Below are 16897 nucleotides of genomic sequence, written 5' to 3'. Positions count from 1 at the left end.
ATCCTTCCTTTTTAAGAGAATTTTCTCTTGCCTCTGAATGTCAGGGCACCCACAGACAATCCCAGGGCTATGGCGATGATCAGGAAGTAAATCCAGGACAGGGCCGACGCATAGCCAAAGCCGGTATTCACTGTAAACATATTTTTTTGGATATGCTCAATGATCGGATTCAATGAAAAAATAGAGTAGGTCACTATCGTATAAATAGTGTTTACTAAAATCATGGGAGTAAGGCTCGGAAGGGTAACCTTCCAGAAAGATTCCCAGTTTGAAGCGCCATCAATCTTTGCAGCCTCGTAAACTTGTTTATCCATTTTTTGCAGGGCTGCCAGGAAAATAAGGATTTGTACTCCCGAAAACCATAAGATCACAATCAGATTTTTGATAAGGTAGAGCAATATACCATTTATAAACCCATCAGGATTCGAAGCGAGCATTTGATAAATCGCATACTGTTCGATAGACGGAATCGTGGTAACTCCCTGATCCATAAGCTCTTTTATAACAGGGCCGCTAGCAATAATGACCGGGAGAAAAAAGATAGTCCGGAACAGGCCCCTGAACTTTACCTTCTGGTTCAACAGAAGAGCGATGATCAAGGAAAACACAATGATGACTGGAACTGAGATGACGAGTTCCTCCAAATACTTCGAGACTCGCTCGACGAAGGAAGCATCAACTGTAAATGCATACAGATAGTTGTCGAATTTAATGAACTCCGTTTTAATACCGCTCGTTGTTATTTTCACTTTTTGAAAGCTTAAATAGAACGAATACAATAAAGGAAAGGCCGTGAAAACTAGAAAACCTACAATCCAAGGGGATACAAAGAGGAGGCCGATCCTGCTGTTTCTTGAACGCAACCGCTGCTTCACTCTTTATCCCCCCTGTCTGCCACGGCAAATCCCTTCGCAGGAACGTCAATTCCATGGCTTCTGTATATTTTTCCTGTGTAGTTTACAATAATTGTTTTACCATTAGAGTAGGTAACTTCGCTAATCCCCGCCTCAGGGATCTGCCGTCCAGTAATCTCTTCTCCCTCAACATGGGCAAGGGTATCCTTTACGATTTTATATTGTTCAATAATATTGTCCTTCCATATCCGGAACTCGGCTGTGTAAACGTCCCTGGAAGGCGTTTTCGCCAGCAAATGCGGCGGTTCGGACGTTAATAAAAACGACGGATATGCCCCATAATCGATTAATCTTAAAACCTCGTTTTCGGAATCCGAGAAGAAGTTAGAGAAAGGCGCGTAATAAGGCACATACCCTTTCAGGACAATTTGCAAAAAGGGAACCGTATCTGTTTCAAAAACATAGTTCGATGAATACATCGGAATGTCCAGGTACCGTTCCATCTCTCCAAATGCGTATACATTTGGTTCATAGAGTGAAAGCCCCCCTACCTTTTTGGACAGGATCCCAAAAATATCGTTATAGGTCTTCATAGTATTTGCGCGAGGCGATTGATTCCCTTTGCTGAAGTCGGAAAACAAGGTGTACCCGCTGGAATCGACAGCCAGATTGGACATACCGTAGTCCTTGTACTCGTTGCTATCCTTTTTCGCCATAGAAAGTGACTTGGATGGCGATAAATAAAAGGCGGTTTTCCCCTTCTCCTGAAATGAAATTGTCTCCGAGCTTATTTTTTTGGCCACATCTTTTGTCCCCGAGAATTTCCGGGCTCCCTGGTAGGCAATTGTATAATCCGTATAAAAATAAATTGGTACTTTCGCCTTTTCTAGCTTTGAAATGGTGTTTTTCACATCATCTTTGCTGCCCAGCTTCCTTTCAAATGGAAATTTTGCCGGAAGCGTCCCGGTCAAACCGCCTTTTGACCATCCTTTATACACAAGGAACATGTCGTCAACGCCATTTTCCTTCAGTTCCTCAACATAGCCTGGGAGGTCTTCAACTTTTGTCATTGGAATCGTACTGTCCCATAACAAGCCTTTCTTTCCCTCGCTTCCAAGGAACTCTAGGCGGACGTCTGCACTATCCTGTTTCCTTTTTAGATCGCCGCTGTCAATCAAATAGCGCTGATACCTTTTGGCCATGCCGACGTAATCGGCCTGTGGCCCGCTCAGGAACATGTAACGGACTTTTACATCGAAAGAATTCTTGTCTTTCTGGTACACATTGATTCCGTTCATTTTTTTGCTTGTTGGCTGATAGTATTCATGCCGGTAATGAAATTGGGCGGTAACCCAGTTGATATCGGTTGAAACGCCTGCTGGATAGGCAAGGATTTCACCATGCTCATATCCCTTCTCTACGACTGCAACAAATCCGTTTTCTTTCACACCATGAACCGCACCAAAAACAGGCATTTTTATTTGCTGGACAGGGATGATATCTTCCTGGTTTCCACGATTTCGCTGAAAACCTTGATCGCTCCCATAAATAGCCGCGGAAAAAGGAGCATCCGCTTTCTTTCCGCCCTTTTGATAACGAATCAAGGCACCGCTTCCATCCGGAATAAACATATAGCCATCTATTTCATTTTCATTTACGGAACCGAGAAACGGGTATAGCTTTAAAGAAATAAGTTTTGTTCGTTTGCTTTCTTTAATTTTCTCATTGGGGATGGAAACCTCTATGCCATCTTCTTTAAGTTCGACTTCAAGCTCAAGGCTTATTTTCGCCTGGAGCAAATTGACGGAAGCGGAAAAGCCGTTCCCCTTCATCTTAATTTTTGGTTTCGTTTTATTTGTCAGTATGCCTTCTGTCCTGAGTTTTCCTTTTCTGTCCGTATAGGTGACCGTGATAGCGGACTGGGCCAGGTCCCTCCATGTTTTATTCAGCCTGTACTCCCGATTGTCCTCAAGTCCAGAATTCCATACATAGCCGCTTTTCTTGTCCTGTATTTTTAAGGCGAGCGACTTTTCATCCACATACAAAACATATCCATTGTTCTCGGCGGCCTTTTTGTACCCATCAAAGGAAGGTGCAGCTTGGACAATCTTTTGGGCGTCCCTTTCAGGGCTTGTGAATTGCACTGACGTATACTTAATATCTTCCATTCCTTTTTCCTGTTGGACGGGAGGTGATTCAGCCTTGCTTGCCGTCATTCCCTCTGCAGACGCATGGAAAAGAACAACGAGTAAAACGAGGGCCAACAGCCACTTTTTATACACGCAGAACCGCCTCCTTTAAAACAGAATAAACGAAGTCATATACCTGGTCGCCAAGGACGAAGATGATGAAAATAACAAGCACCATGATGCCCATTCCGAACAAGGTAACGAAGATATTCCGGACAGTTTCCGAAAATGAAAAGTTATGGATTTCCTTTATCATGATGACCAGGATAACCAGGCACCACGCATAAATGATCCGGGTCGAAAAAATGTAGACAAAAGCTTCATTCAACGTAAGTATGTTCGACACAAGAATAACAGGAACGATAAAAACTAGATAAGGTGCAAGCGAATAAACCGTTCCAATATAAATATCCTTAAACCTTCCCTCACCATCGTTAATTGTGCTGACCATATAATTGACAATGATAAAGAGGAGCAAAGGAAAAACTAATTTCGCGAGTTCGCCACCAAGGCTCACTTCTTCGGAAATGCCTCCCGTGAAAATAAATCCCGTCTGAAAGCGGCTGAGCAAAAACTCGATTATCAGAATCATGTATAAAATGGTGGCGGACAGCACGGATGCCTTTCCGTTTCTTTTCAAATCATAGAAACTGTCGATTGGGTGCCTGAAAAACCTGAACAAAAAGAGCAGCTCGCTGACAATCCTTATCCGCTTAAAAGCTTGCCAGCCTTTTCGTGGCGCATTCAGAATACCCATTCTCTTATCAAGGAATTTAATCAAATAATAAACGATGGCCGCTCCAATCAATACTGAAAAGACTGTTCCAAGGTTGTCCTGCATCCACTTATGCCGGACTTCCCAAAAAGAATCCGAATAGCCGTCAACGGCTTCGGCGAACTTGAATTCCTCAAGGGCATTCTCATACTGCTGCTGTTTATAATAGGCGCGACCCATGGCAACATGGGCAAGCCCAAACGAAGAATTAAGTTCAAGGACACTTTCCCAATGCTTTTGGCTCTTTACATATAAACCTTCTTTAAAAAGGGCGATTCCCTCATGTACCTTATCCGAAAAGGAGGTCGATTCAAAAACCTGGACCATTCCCCTTTCCTTATCCGATACATAAAGGCGGCCGTTTTTTCCAATCGCTATTCCAGTAGGCTGCTTGAACAGGCCCAGCCTGTTGCTGCCATCGTCTTTTCCGCCAAAAATGAATAGAAGATTCCCAAAGCTATCAAACTCGTGAATCTTGCCTTTTCCGCTTATAACGAAAATATTCCCTGCCGGATCGACGGTAATATCCTGATAGTTCGAGACGTCGGATATGTCAGGGGAAAGCATATTCTTCCCCGCGACATTCAGCTTTTTGATGACTTCATTTTTCGTTCCTTCTGTCACCGAATAAATAAGCCCCTGGTCGTCAATCGCTATATTATCAGGTGCTGGCGGGGTTTTCATGAACATTCTTGCCCTCTGCTTTTCCGATGAAAAGAGGTTTTGAAGGAACGATGTGAAACTCACACCGGTGGAATTGACCCCATAATAGCCCATGAATTCCCCATCTTTGTTTAGCTGGATGATCCCGTTCGTGGACCCTTCACTGATAACATAAATATTTCCCCGCCTGTCCACACTAACTTTTTGCGGCTTGAACGGTGAAGTTTTTCCAAAAAGGGGCGAATCCGGCTTGCCAACCTCAGCCAGGAGCTTCCCATCTTCTGAAAATCTGAATATTTTTTCCTTTTCATAGTCGGCAACATAAATTTCATTGTTTTCATCCACAAAAACCCCGGTTGGGGAACCAAGAATCCCCTCCCCGATTTGGGCTTTGACTGTTCCATCCTCATCGCCGACGATAATTTGCTTTGTTCCTGAATCCGCTATATAAATCATCCCGGCCGAATCCGCGTATATATCTTCTGGGCTGCTAAAACCGGCATCAGGCAGAAACTGGCCAAGCGGCTTATAAGCCGTTTGTGTCTTTATGATACTCCCGTCCGCGGCCATTGTTTCCGTATGGTATGGAACCGAGGCCGATGCCGATTGGATGAAAAACAGAAAGGCCATGCAAAAGCTGGCGGATACTCTAATTAGCTGCTTCATTCCCCTCCCTCCCAACTGTTATTTAATTCCTGAATGGGCCATCGTATTCATGACCTGGCTCTGAAGGATGATGAAAATGATAAGGTTCGGAATGAACATAATCAACGATGCCGCCGCAGCCATTCCCTGGCCCGCCACACTGTTCCCGGTTACCTGGGATGTCAATGTCGACATATAAAATGCAAATGTTTTCAGTCCTTCATCATTCACATAGAATGCAGAGGTTTCCGCGCTATTCCAGACGAGCTGGAACGACAGGATTGCAATTGTCGCAATCGCGGGTTTGACAAGCGGAATAATGATTTTTGTGAAAATTTGAAAATCCGAGGCTCCATCCAATTTTGCCGCCTCAATCAATTCATCGGGAATTTGGTCAATGAACTGTTTTACAAGAAACAGGCCAATTGGCATTGCCAGAAGCGGCAGGATATGCACTATGAACAAATTGATCAGGCCAAGTTCTTCAATAAGCAGGTATCTTGGAATCATCACTGCCGCCGGAACGAACATGAGTGCCAGGGTATTGATTTCGAATATTGTCTTTTTTAGCTTGAAATCTTTTTTAGAAAGGGCGTAGCCTGCCATCGTGCTAATTAAAACTGTCAGGAAAACAACGACCAATGTTACGATAATGCTATTGAACAGGAACCGTGAAATCGGAACCCCGGTAGAATTCATTGTCGCAAACAGATCCGCAAAGTTTGCCATCGTTGGTTTTTGAACAAAAAACCTTGGCGGATAAGCAAACAGCTCATCCAGTGGCTTAAACGCGTGGAAAAAGATAAACACGATTGGCAGGGCCATGAATATCGCCAGCGGAATTAAAATCGCGAAGAATTTCAGCTGGCTTATATGAAATTTGGACGGATTGATTTTTGTTCCTTGAAAGGATGACATGCTCCACACTCCCCGTTCTTAATCCTTATCGCCAAACAGCCTCCAGGCGACTTTTGAAAAGCCGTAAACGACAACCAGAAGGACGACGGAAATTGCCGCAGCATATCCCATTTCGTACCGGATAAACCCATAATCCTCAAGGTGGTTGACCATTAATTGACCGGCATACTGGGGTGTCGGGTTGGCGCCGGAAAGCGCGACCCCAATCGCCCCTGCCTGAAAGGTTCCGACAACGGCCATTACAGCGCCAAATAGCATTTGCGGCCTCATGGAAGGGATTGTGATGTAAATAATCTCCTGGAAACGGTTTTTAATCCCGTCGATATAGCCCGCTTCATAAATCTCGGAGTTGATGTTAAGGACCCCGGAAAGCATCGCCAGGAACCCGACCCCCATACTTCCCCAAAGCGTTACAAAAATCATGATTTTCATCAGGTATTCCGGTGATTGCAGCCATTGGATCGGTTCCAATAAAACTCCCATAGTAATCAAAATGCTATTCAAATAACCCGTTTGGTCGCCGCTGAAAATGATTGTCCAGACGACCGCCATTGCCACACCTGCCGTCATGGACGGCGAATAAATGATCAGCGCCAGTACGGTTCTCGGCCCTTTAGGAATTTGGGCCAATAGCCAGGCGAGCAAGAAGGATAAAATATACCCGCCCGGCCCGACAATTAAGGCAAATGTCAAGGTGTTCGGCAGTACCTTCTGCATAAATACTTCATCCTGTGTAATCAGGCTCACATAGTTGGCCAGCCCGATGAACGAAGGAGTTTCAATTGCGTTAAAATACGTGAAAGACAGGAGGATGGCAGCGGCTACCGGAATGATAATAAAGGTTGAAAAGAACAGGATGTAAGGAGCAAGGAATATCCAATGGGTTTTATCTTTGATTTTATTCTTCATTTTCTTTCCCACCCCAGCCTTTCACCTGTTCTATTGAAGGAACCGGATATGGCTTGATTACCTTGCCATTTTTCATGTATCCAAACTCCTCCATTTTCCTGCCTATTTCCCTGTCGATCGCAATAACGGCATCGTCAACCGCCGACCTAGTGTTCACCCCATCGAAAACAATCCTGTTCCACACATTGCTTAGTTCACGTTCGACCATATACGCACCAGGCGTTTTAGGAACCTCTTTCAAGTACTCCCATTGGGCAAGGATTGTTTTTTTATGATCTTCTGGCCAAGGCAGTTCCTTGAATGCATCCACATTGGCTGTATTCCACAAATAAGACGGGCCGTAGAACGTTTGGAGGCTTGACGCAAACTGTACTTGTGTTTCCTTTCCCATCCACCATTTTAGGAGCTCCCACGATTTCTCTGGGTTTTTTGTTCCTTTAAAAATCATCGCGGACTGGCCCGATCCAGTAGCCCATCTTTCGACCGTACCATCCGCCTGCTTTACACCCGGATGGGGAGCAATGTCCCACCAGCCGGCTATTTCCGGGGCGGCGGCAGTCAGCTGCACATATGTCTGAAAGCTGGAAATGCCGATTGGCAATGTCGAATACCTAAAATGGTTGTAAAAATTCGGTACCTGCAAAGGGAGGCTGTAGATTGTATTCAAATCCGTCATAAACTGAATTCCCTTTAACGCTTCCTCGCTATCGATCGCTGTGGACATCCCATCTTTTTCATATAAATCCCCATGGAACTGGTAAATGTATGGCGCGGTCGTCTGGAACGGCTTAAATCCGACGGCTCCTGAAATAGGCGTATAGTAGTTCATCCCAAAGCGTTGCAGCTCAGGAAGGATTTCGGTTACATCGTTCCATGTATCCGGGACAGGCAAATTCAGTGACTCCAGGATATCCTTTCGGTAAAACTGGACAAAGAAATCCTGCGTTTCAGGCAGTGCGTAGACCGAATCGCCAATCATCATTGGAAGGAATGCCCCAGGAGAGAATTGCTTGCTGAAGCTTTCAAAGTCCTCAAATTGGTGGAGGTCCTCCGCGGCTCCCCTAATCGCCAATTCGTACGGCAGCCAGTTGCTTATCCCAAGCGCGACATCCGGCTGCTTGTCCGCGGCATTGGCCAAAATCAGCTTCTGCTCATCTGGCATAATTGAGAACTTCACCTTAATTCCCGTTTCCGGTGTAAACGTCTGATCCGCCATATTCTGAATGAGTTCTACATATTGCCGCGGCCTGTTAATCCAAACCTCGACAGTGTCTTCGTCTGTATTGGAAGCTGCGTAGGTACCTGAAGAGAAGGATTGGAAAAACCGCTTAATCGAATCGGTTGCCCTTTTCCACATACTCGCCTGCGCAGCCGGGAGCCCACCATCACCATGCACGTAAAAGCGGTCAATGGTCAGGGGCTGGGACTGGACATTAAGCAGCAGGTTCCCTAACAGCTGGGCCACCGAGGACGATCCCTCTGATAATTCGGTCAGCCTGTATGGGATTTCATTTGGCTTCTTTTCAAGCGAACGGAGCTTTTGGGCTGCAAGATCCAAGGAGACAATTTCCTGGGAATCCTTATCTGACTTTCCAAGGCTTTTTAAATACTTGCTTTCTTCCTCAAGCTTATCTGCCCAATCGGCTACTCTTTCCTTAATGTCAGGGATGAATTCGGTTATTTTCCATCCTCTTGATTTATCAATTTGGTTTCCGGTCAGCTTCTTTATTGAAAGGGATAGCCCCTCAATCTCCCTCATGATTTCATTCGCCCTGTTCACGACTCTCTCGGCCGGGGATGCGTCTGCGACAAGGCCGATAAGGTGTTCCCCCTTTTCCAAATAGAAGAGGTATTCTTGCCCTTCCTCCTCGCCAAGTGTTACATTTCTCCAATTTTTATTGAAATCAAACGGGTAATGCGCGACTTCCTCAAAAGGGACCTTCCCGTCAACCAAAACCTTCCTGAATACCGTCCCGCCGGTAGTCTTGTTTTGCTGTACCTTGAAGGTTAACTTGTAAAGGCCTGTTTCTTTTACATTTATTTTCCAATCGACTCTCTGTCCGCCTTCACCCCATGAGGCATCGCCAAACGTATTCAGCAGCAGGCTTTTTGTGTCGTTCGGAACCACGGAAGAATCCCTGACCGCTATCGGCCTTGCGAAAGAGCTGTTTTTCAAAAATGGCTTTTCCGCCTCTACCCGGATAACGTCATCCGCGATTTTGGTATGTTTATATTTTTGTTTATATTCCTCATAGGTTGGCAGTTTTTGAGGAGATCGAATATAAGCAAAACCAAGCAGGGCTTCCCCCCGCAAGTTTTGGAGGGTAATTGTATTGACCCCTTTTTTCAAATAAAAGGTAAGCGCTGATGGCTGGAGCCCGCTTGCATCCTCTGCTTGCATATGGCTCCATTGGGCAACCGGAATTTGTTTTGGGAGAATTTCATTTCCAAATCTGTCCTTCTCGAATTCAGCTTTTTCATTTTCCCAAAAAACAGGAAATACAATCCTCCTGCTTTCATAATATTGAAATTCCCCGTTTATCTGGATTGCGCCCTCTATTGGAACAACCTCTCTTGTTAATGGATAATAATCAAATCCAATTTCATATAACCCATCACTCTCTACTTCTGCCTTAAAGGATACGGATTGCTGGTTGCCCCAATAGAAAACACTATCTTTATACCCTTTGCTCTCATTAACGGGAAGCAGGGTTGGCTTCAACCCTTTGGGTAAAACAAAATCAGAAGGAGAGACAGCCGCCCCGAATTCCGGGGCGCTGCCAATTCCTTTCTTTTCCCATTGTTCAAGGATGGTATGATAGCGTTCCTCAATGACATTTTCGGCAGGACGGCTTACAGGCTCATTCTCTTCTGCAAATGCTTCCCCATTGGGGAAAAATAAAATTGCAATCGCCGCCATCCATGCCACTATCCGGGTTTTCATACTTTCTACCTCCTTGAAAAATAGGCATTACTTATTTAAAGCCTCTGTTGCTTCTTTTACTTGCTGGTCAGCAAGTTGATCCAACTGCTTCACATAGTCTTCTGCCTTCAGTTCGCCCTTCATGAAGCTGTCAATAAGCGCGGCTGTTGTTGCATTGGCATTATCGCCAACCTTGACGCCAGTCGGTGCTTCCCATCTTGCAGGAATGTAGCCAGGCGCGGTTTTTACAGGTTCAACAATCGCGTTGCCAAGGTTTTCATAGGCTGTGCGTACTCCAGGAATATCCAAGACTTCAAAATAAGCATCGAGTACTTCCGGATCGCTGTTTACAGGCAGGGAATTCAATGTCTTGCCTTCCTTGTCGGCAATATCTACCCTCTTCAGGAAACCTTCTTTTCCAAATGACATCCACTTGGCAAAAAGGAAAGCTTCTTCCGGATGCTTGGTTGACTTAGAAATACCAACAAAGTCATTCGTTACGGCTGTACGTCCTCCAGGAATTCCGATGAAATCCCATTCAAATCCAGCCTGCTCGTTAAGATGGCCAGTCGTCCATGTTCCATCCCATTTCAGGCCTACGCCGCCATTCAGCCATACTTCCTCAGGATTTTCACCTTTGAAATTAGCCTTTTGGTCATCCGTCAATGTTTCATACGCATATCCGTTTGTCCAAATGTCTTTTGCGGTGTTGACCGCGGAAATAAATTCTTTGCTATCAAGTGCGAACTCGCCATTATTGTAGGTGAACCAGCCAAGATTCTCGTTGGCTGCCGCTGGATACCAGTCAGGGAATGTAAATGGATGGTTAATTCCGGCAACTCCAGCTTTCACATTCGTTACATCTTTAATGCTCTTGATAAAATCATCAACGGAAATGCCATATTCAGGTGCATCGAGGTTTGCCGCATTAAACAAATCCTTGTTCACGAGGAAGCCGAGGAAATGCTGCGCGAAAGGAACAGCATACAGTTTGCCATCAAATTTAGCTGATTCCTGGACTGCTTCAGGGATATTTGCAAAATCCTTATCCTTTGATGCCAGTTCGCTTACATCCAGCAGCCAGTCATTGGAAATTGCCATTGGAAGCTGCGCAAGCATAAATACGTCAGGCATTGTTCCGCCGCTTGCCGCTGCAGCCAGGGATCCATTCCAGTCAGCAGGGTTGATTGACTCGTCAATTTGAACTTTAATATGAGGATATTTTTCTTCAAATGCTTTGATCATCAGGCGATCAAGGTTTTGCTCCTCTTCAGTGCCCAATCCCCAGCTTGCAAAGGAAATGGTGACTTCTTCTTTCTTAGCGTCCTTGTTAGAATCTTTTTCGTTTGATTTGTTATCGGTCTTATCAGAGGTGCAGGCAGCAAGCGCTAACAATAGTGCCATCATGGCAAAGATTGATAAAATCTTTTTCATCCATTTTCAACTCCATTTTTTAATTTTTTCCTGATTCATTCCATTTTTCAAACAATGCCCTTAGGGGATATAGTTTGTCAGGCATTCCCCCCTTCAAGCCTTTTGCGGAAGGTTATCCCCGCTGTTTCTTCAGGAGAGCGGATGATCACTTTAAACGACTCATATTCCCCTGTTTCGACTTTCACTTGATCGGTTTCTTCGGCTATCCATACAGATGATGAGAAAAGGAATTCTTCCTCCTTCTGTATGATTTTCACAGTGGCTGTAAGCTTGTCCCCTTCCTGCCCCAGATCGAATATCTCTCCTGTTCCATACAAAATATGAATATCGTCGGCCAAGTCCACGTTCAGAGGAAGTAACAATCCGCTCCTGGCAGCAATCTCAAGCTTTTTCCCACCGAAAAGCGGTACGCCGAAATACGTAATCGAAGTGCGCTTCTTATACTCATCGAAATTCGTAATGAAGAGGAATTCACCTGATGGGCCGCTTCTCACCGTAATGTCCATCTCTTCATCCAGTCCGAAGCGATTCATTGCATATGTTCTTTGGGCAAGTTCCGCGGCGACCCAGTTTTGGTAATTATATTCAACCTTTATGGCTGCCCCCAGCATGATCAGCCTGCCGTTTCCAAGTTCTTTTTCAAAAGCAATCGGTTTTGGAATCTCTTCTTCGCTCCATCCAAAAACACCTGAATGGGTGCCATACGTTTCCATCCGCTTCACACTAATATTTTCAATATTGCCTATTGTCGCAAATCCAGCCTGGAGCTCGCCTGTTACTTCAACCCCAATAAAATCCTTCAGGATGGTACACGGCGTATTTTTTAGTGTTTTTGTAGGGATTGTGGGGAAAAGAACAAGAGTCCCCCCGTCTTCCATGAAACGGACAAGTTTTCTCTGGATGTCTTCATCCATCCAATTCGTGCTGAACATCCAAAGCGTTGAAACCTGTTCAGGATCGATTTTATCGCCTTCCATTACGTTCCAGGCTTCAACTATATAGTTTTTGAGCCTCAATGATTTCACAAGGCCGTTATAAAGGAATGATTCCCGGTCATGCTGAATTTTTTCAACCATAGCCTTTGTATGTTCATCGTAAAATTCAGTCATATAATAATCCGGATAAAATCCGATATGGAAATCGGAAACAGGCTTGGTGTCCAAAAGTTGGCTGCCATACACATTAAACATGCCGCCAAGATGGCGGATCAGCTCATAGTGTGGCCGCTTTTCCCCATTCAGCCCGAGAGGCGCCTGCCAATCATGCCGTTTTCCAAACAACCCGATATTTTCATAGTTTTCGCCACTGGCAAACATATAGTAGTTCACCGCGTTCATACCATCAGCGACGCAAAGCCGGGTAGTCAAATCAAAGGTAGTGGGCTGCAGCCTTGGTACATCATGTATGCTGCCACCCTGGAATTCCGCCGAGAATAAAGGCTGTTCCTTCCACTGGATCGCGCGGGTAAAAGCATTCGCCAGGACGATGTCGATGTAACTGTCGTATTCAATATTCCCTATGTAATAGTCTCCCGCCACGAGAACGTTTTCAATTTTCGCAGCCTCCAGGAGCTGTGAAATCCCGATTGGATACATCGTCCCCCGCTTCAAAAGATCGGTTGTATGGAATCCATGGATGTTGATTACAAAAGGAACATTGATTCCATTCGATTCAGCGCACCCCTTTAAATATTCAAGGAATGAACGGTAATGGAAGCGAAGGAAAAGCCCAAATTCATTTCGCAGCGCATGGGCGTAGGCCAGTTCAGGCTTCTTTATTTTTTCCAGCGATAATTCCTCAATGCTTTCAAAGGGAACGTTGAATACGGTTTCAAAGTTATCTTTAGTGTATTTTTTATGTAAATAATTCTGGAATTGTTTTAGTGTTTCCTTGTTGAAGTCCGGCTGGTTTGTAACCCAATGGAACATCCCAACCTCGTTATCCAACTGGAACATGATGACCGGTCCGCCATTCGTTACTTGGAGAGGAACGATGATTTCACAGACCGCTTTATACCAAATGTCCACTTTTTCAAGGAATACAGGGTGCATGTAACTGACAACTCTAGTCGGGTGAATAGACCCTTCGTTTGTTACAGCAACCGCTTCAGGGTAACTGTCTATGAACCAGGTTGGCACCCCATGGTCCACTATTTCCGCCATGACATATGGCCCGGGACGAACGAGGCAATACATTCCCTCTTCGGCAACCAATTTCAGAAAGGCCGGTAAATCCCTTTCGGCCCTTGTCTTCCCTGTAAGGTCAATGAATCCTTCCTCGATTTCGTGGAAAATCCAAGGGACATAGGTACTAATTAAATTCGCCCCTGCCTCCTTTACTTCACGAATCCTTTGTTTCCAATTCTCCCTAGGGACACGGAAATAATGGAGTTCGCCACCAAACAAAAACGTTTCTTTTCCATCGATAATGATTTTCTCATTTTTAATTTGTACCATGATTTCACCCCGTCATCCTGAATTCCTGGCCATGAGTTTGACCGGCACTTGTTCGGTTTCAAAATCAAACTCATTGTCCAGCATCCTGAATAATGTTTTAGCGGCAATGATCCCCCATTCCTTCCGAGGAACTTGAATGGTTGTAAGCGATGGAGGAAAGTACTGTGAAAGGTAAATGTCATCAAACCCAACAACAGCCATGTCTTCTGGGACCCTCATTCCTTTTTCCTTGATTGCCCGGATGGTACCCATAGCCATTTCATCATTGGCGCATACCATTGCACTTGGCAGCGGGCCTTCCGTCCGATTAAGATACTTTTCCATTTCCTTATACCCGCTTTGCTCAGTAAAATCCGCACGTAAGAGGTCACTTTCAAAAAATTCGAGTCCGTGCGCAGCCAGTTCCTTCTTGAACCCTCCCAGGCGGGTTTCCCCGTCATAAGATTCTATGGAGCCCGCAATATAGCCAAGCCTTTTATGCCCTTTTTCAAGAAGGTGCCTGACAGCCAAAGCCGAACCGTACTCATTCGGAAGAAGAATATTCTTGATGTATGGAGACTGCATGTCCCTGTCCAGGACGACGATTGGAAATTTTTCTTCAGCCAAAGAGGCCAGCAAAGCGTCATCCATGTGATAATTCAGGATAATTGCCCCATCTACATGACGTTCAATAAGGAGCCTGTGCTTGTCCACCGACGAACAGACAACAAGTTCCAAACCCTTGCTTATTACCACATCCTGAATGCCTTCCATCATATCGTTGAAAAAAGGTCCGGTAAAACCACTTAGAAATAATCCGATAATGTTCGTCTTCTTTTCTTTTAAATTCCTTGCCGGCCCATTTGGGCGATAGCCTAGGTCCTTTGCGGCCTTCAAAACTTTATTTCTAGTTTCCAGTGAAATCAAATGACTGCCATTGATAGAATAGGAGACAGTAGAAACGCTTACTCCCGCTCTTTTAGCGACATCTTTTAAGGTTGCCAATTCTATCCCCCTATTCTATTGAAACGTTTCAAAACAATTTCAAAAAAAATCGCCAAATTCATCGAAACGTTTCTATTACCAATAAAAATATTAGAAACGCTTCTCCCAGATTCATTGAAACGTTTCAATAGATTTATTATAGGATTTTTTGAAATCGTTTTCAATAGTTTTTCGACAATTTTTTTGTCTTTTCTATTAATGAATAGGTAAAATTGCCCATGGAAGTTCCGCTTGAGTTTCACGAATTCGGATTATAGGATATAAAAAGGGCAAACCCGCCTTCGGATTTACCCTTCACTTTAGTTATTTGATCCTTATTTTCTCCTCTGAGTTAATCCAGGCAGGATAAAAGTTCAATTCCAGGGATAAGGGATTTTTATATTTTTTAAGGTTAGGAATGCTGATCCCAAACTCTGAATATCCCTCTAAGCCATATTTTGTAGATCCATCCGTCATGACTTCCTTTCCATCTGCGTCTCTAATAACCCCAAAAGGATGATAATTGAATTCCCTCTCTGTTTCTAGCTTTATGGATAGATTGTTTCCGTTCGAAACTTTTGCACTGCTAAATTTCCCTGGATGAGGCTGCTTTAGGATGGTTTTCTTTTCCGTATCTACTATTAAATAAGCATCACTCTTGTCAACCGCCTGGATTTTACCAGGAATAAGATAAAGCTCTCTTGGTTCGCGGAAATAATTGCTCTGAACATAAAGGATCCTTTTGTCATCAGCAACACCCCCGGAGGCAGTAATGCCATTCGAAATTTTATTCCAAGTCTCGCCATGTTCATCTACTAACCTGATTTCATCAAAACTAAGAATTCTTTTTGAGTTATTAGGGTCCATTTTGACATGGATTGCTACCCTGAGTGGATAGATTTCAACTTTTTCAAAAGTAATCTTTTGCCCCTCGATTGAAACAGTTTTATTCAAAGTGTATTCCTTTTTCGAGGAAATTTCCTTATTCAGTTTAAAATCAACCTCATGTTCCTTACCCTCAATCTTTACAATTAAATTGAAGGATTTTGCTTCAAGCGGTTCCTGAAAGGTGAAGTCCATGGATCCAGTAAAGGATCTTTCACCTTCAAGAGAATAATGCGGCATACCAAAGCTGGCACTCCCTAGCAAGAACTTTTTCCCATCCGTATTTTTTAGCCTGGCATCCTGAATGATAAGTTCCTTACGCTCTGTCTGGGTATCAATGGTATAAAACAAGAGTAGCCCGGTTTCATCAGCAATCGCCCTTGTAATTGTAAAGGTGACCCCATCCTTCGTGCTTGAAACACCTATTTCCTGGTCGTATTCGGATTCCAGGGCCGCTATGATGCCTTTATCGCCTTGAATCAAATCAACAAGCTTGGCTAAGCCAGGCAGCTCCGATACATATCCCGCGAAAGCAGGGGAAAGCCTGATTGAGGTAAAGAAGCTTATTAAAATGACTGCTACAGCTGCAATTGAGAATAAGCTTCTCATCCGCTGTTTAGACTTATTTTTCTCCCGTCGGCCTTTTTCAAAGCCTTTCAAAATAGCGTCATCTACTAAGTTTTCCGGGACAGGAAGGCCATCAACAATCCGTTTGTAATCGGCAAGCTTTTCTTCTTCAAAACTAGGCACGGAACCCTCCCCCTTTCTCGTCCAGTTTGTCCCTTAGCGATCTCAACGCTCTGTTCAACCAAGTTTTAATTGTACCTTCGGGGTGGTTGAGCGCGGCAGCAATTTCACTGATTTTCAGGTCCTGAAAGTATTTCATTGCCAGGATTTCACGCGACCGGGCATCAAGCCCTTCCATCGCATCTCTTATTTCGAGTCCATCATGTGGCTCATGCCTCCCTTCTGTATGGATAAACGCCTCATCCAGGATGATTCGCTTCCTTTTATCCAATACATCATTACAGTAGTTGATCATGATCCGAATCAGCCACGTTTTGGCAAAAGAAGGTTCCTTTAGCGAGCGAATCCCCTTATAGGCCCGATATGTCACTTCCTGTACAGCTTCAAGTGCATCCCCTTCGTTCCGCAAAAATGCGAGGGCCGTTTTGTATAAATCAATCTTACAAGCCTGTATGAACTCGAGAAAGGCCCTGTCCTCCCCATTGATGGCATCCCTCGCCAATAGTTCAATTTCCACCAACCCGCCCCCTTTCTAT

11 protein-coding genes are annotated in these 16897 nt (G+C 44.5%); all 11 read right to left on the bottom strand.

Annotation, left to right across the window (positions count from 1 at the left end; all coding sequences use genetic code 11):
• Positions 1-11: 11 nt before the first annotated feature.
• A complete protein-coding gene (locus tag RB160_RS12985; protein ID WP_316570853.1) occupies positions 12-875 on the bottom strand; it encodes a carbohydrate ABC transporter permease in 864 nt (287 codons plus the stop codon).
• A complete protein-coding gene (locus RB160_RS12980) occupies positions 872-3136 on the bottom strand; it encodes a DUF5696 domain-containing protein (protein WP_316570852.1) in 2265 nt (754 codons plus the stop codon). The genes RB160_RS12985 and RB160_RS12980 overlap by 4 nt, the downstream gene beginning before the upstream one ends.
• Positions 3129-5147 (bottom strand): YIP1 family protein, encoded by a 2019-nt coding sequence (locus RB160_RS12975; protein WP_316570851.1) that lies wholly within the window; start codon positions 5145-5147, stop codon positions 3129-3131. Before RB160_RS12975 ends, RB160_RS12980 begins: the two co-directional genes overlap by 8 nt.
• Before the next feature lie 18 nt (positions 5148-5165).
• Positions 5166-6044: a carbohydrate ABC transporter permease gene (locus RB160_RS12970; RefSeq protein ID WP_316570850.1), complete on the bottom strand. Its 879-nt coding sequence runs from the start codon at positions 6042-6044 to the stop codon at positions 5166-5168.
• Between the two features lie 18 nt (positions 6045-6062).
• On the bottom strand, positions 6063-6953 hold the full coding sequence (locus tag RB160_RS12965; RefSeq protein WP_316570849.1) for a carbohydrate ABC transporter permease: 891 nt from the start codon (positions 6951-6953) through the stop codon (positions 6063-6065).
• Complete coding sequence (locus tag RB160_RS12960) at positions 6943-9897, bottom strand: extracellular solute-binding protein (RefSeq protein ID WP_316570848.1); 2955 nt, start codon at positions 9895-9897, stop codon at positions 6943-6945. The genes RB160_RS12965 and RB160_RS12960 overlap by 11 nt, the downstream gene beginning before the upstream one ends.
• A 27-nt stretch (positions 9898-9924) precedes the next feature.
• Positions 9925-11310: an ABC transporter substrate-binding protein gene (locus RB160_RS12955; RefSeq protein ID WP_316570847.1), complete on the bottom strand. Its 1386-nt coding sequence runs from the start codon at positions 11308-11310 to the stop codon at positions 9925-9927.
• A gap of 77 nt (positions 11311-11387) precedes the next feature.
• Positions 11388-13766: a beta-galactosidase gene (locus tag RB160_RS12950; protein ID WP_316570846.1), complete on the bottom strand. Its 2379-nt coding sequence runs from the start codon at positions 13764-13766 to the stop codon at positions 11388-11390.
• Between the two features lie 12 nt (positions 13767-13778).
• Positions 13779-14750, bottom strand: a complete 972-nt coding sequence (locus tag RB160_RS12945; RefSeq protein WP_316570845.1) for a LacI family DNA-binding transcriptional regulator — start codon at positions 14748-14750, stop codon at positions 13779-13781.
• A gap of 303 nt (positions 14751-15053) precedes the next feature.
• Positions 15054-16364 (bottom strand): DUF4179 domain-containing protein, encoded by a 1311-nt coding sequence (locus tag RB160_RS12940; RefSeq protein ID WP_316570844.1) that lies wholly within the window; start codon positions 16362-16364, stop codon positions 15054-15056.
• Positions 16357-16878 carry a sigma-70 family RNA polymerase sigma factor gene (locus RB160_RS12935; RefSeq protein ID WP_316570843.1) on the bottom strand — a complete coding sequence of 174 codons (522 nt, stop codon included), beginning with the start codon at positions 16876-16878 and terminating at the stop codon, positions 16357-16359. The genes RB160_RS12940 and RB160_RS12935 overlap by 8 nt, the downstream gene beginning before the upstream one ends.
• Between the last annotated feature and the right edge of the window lie 19 nt (positions 16879-16897).

This window comes from Neobacillus sp. YIM B06451 (assembly GCF_032667185.1).
Taxonomy (GTDB): domain Bacteria; phylum Bacillota; class Bacilli; order Bacillales; family Cytobacillaceae; genus Bacillus_D.
This window is presented reverse-complemented; position numbering and strand designations above follow the sequence as displayed.

Coding starts and splice junctions, on each gene's coding strand:
- RB160_RS12975 (WP_316570851.1), bottom strand. CDS start 5,147: ATGAAGCAGCTAATTAGAGTATCCGCCAGCTTTTGCATGGCCTTTCTG.
- RB160_RS12970 (WP_316570850.1), bottom strand. CDS start 6,044: ATGTCATCCTTTCAAGGAACAAAAATCAATCCGTCCAAATTTCATATA.
- RB160_RS12965 (WP_316570849.1), bottom strand. CDS start 6,953: ATGAAGAATAAAATCAAAGATAAAACCCATTGGATATTCCTTGCTCCT.
- RB160_RS12960 (WP_316570848.1), bottom strand. CDS start 9,897: ATGAAAACCCGGATAGTGGCATGGATGGCGGCGATTGCAATTTTATTT.
- RB160_RS12955 (WP_316570847.1), bottom strand. CDS start 11,310: ATGAAAAAGATTTTATCAATCTTTGCCATGATGGCACTATTGTTAGCG.
- RB160_RS12950 (WP_316570846.1), bottom strand. CDS start 13,766: ATGGTACAAATTAAAAATGAGAAAATCATTATCGATGGAAAAGAAACG.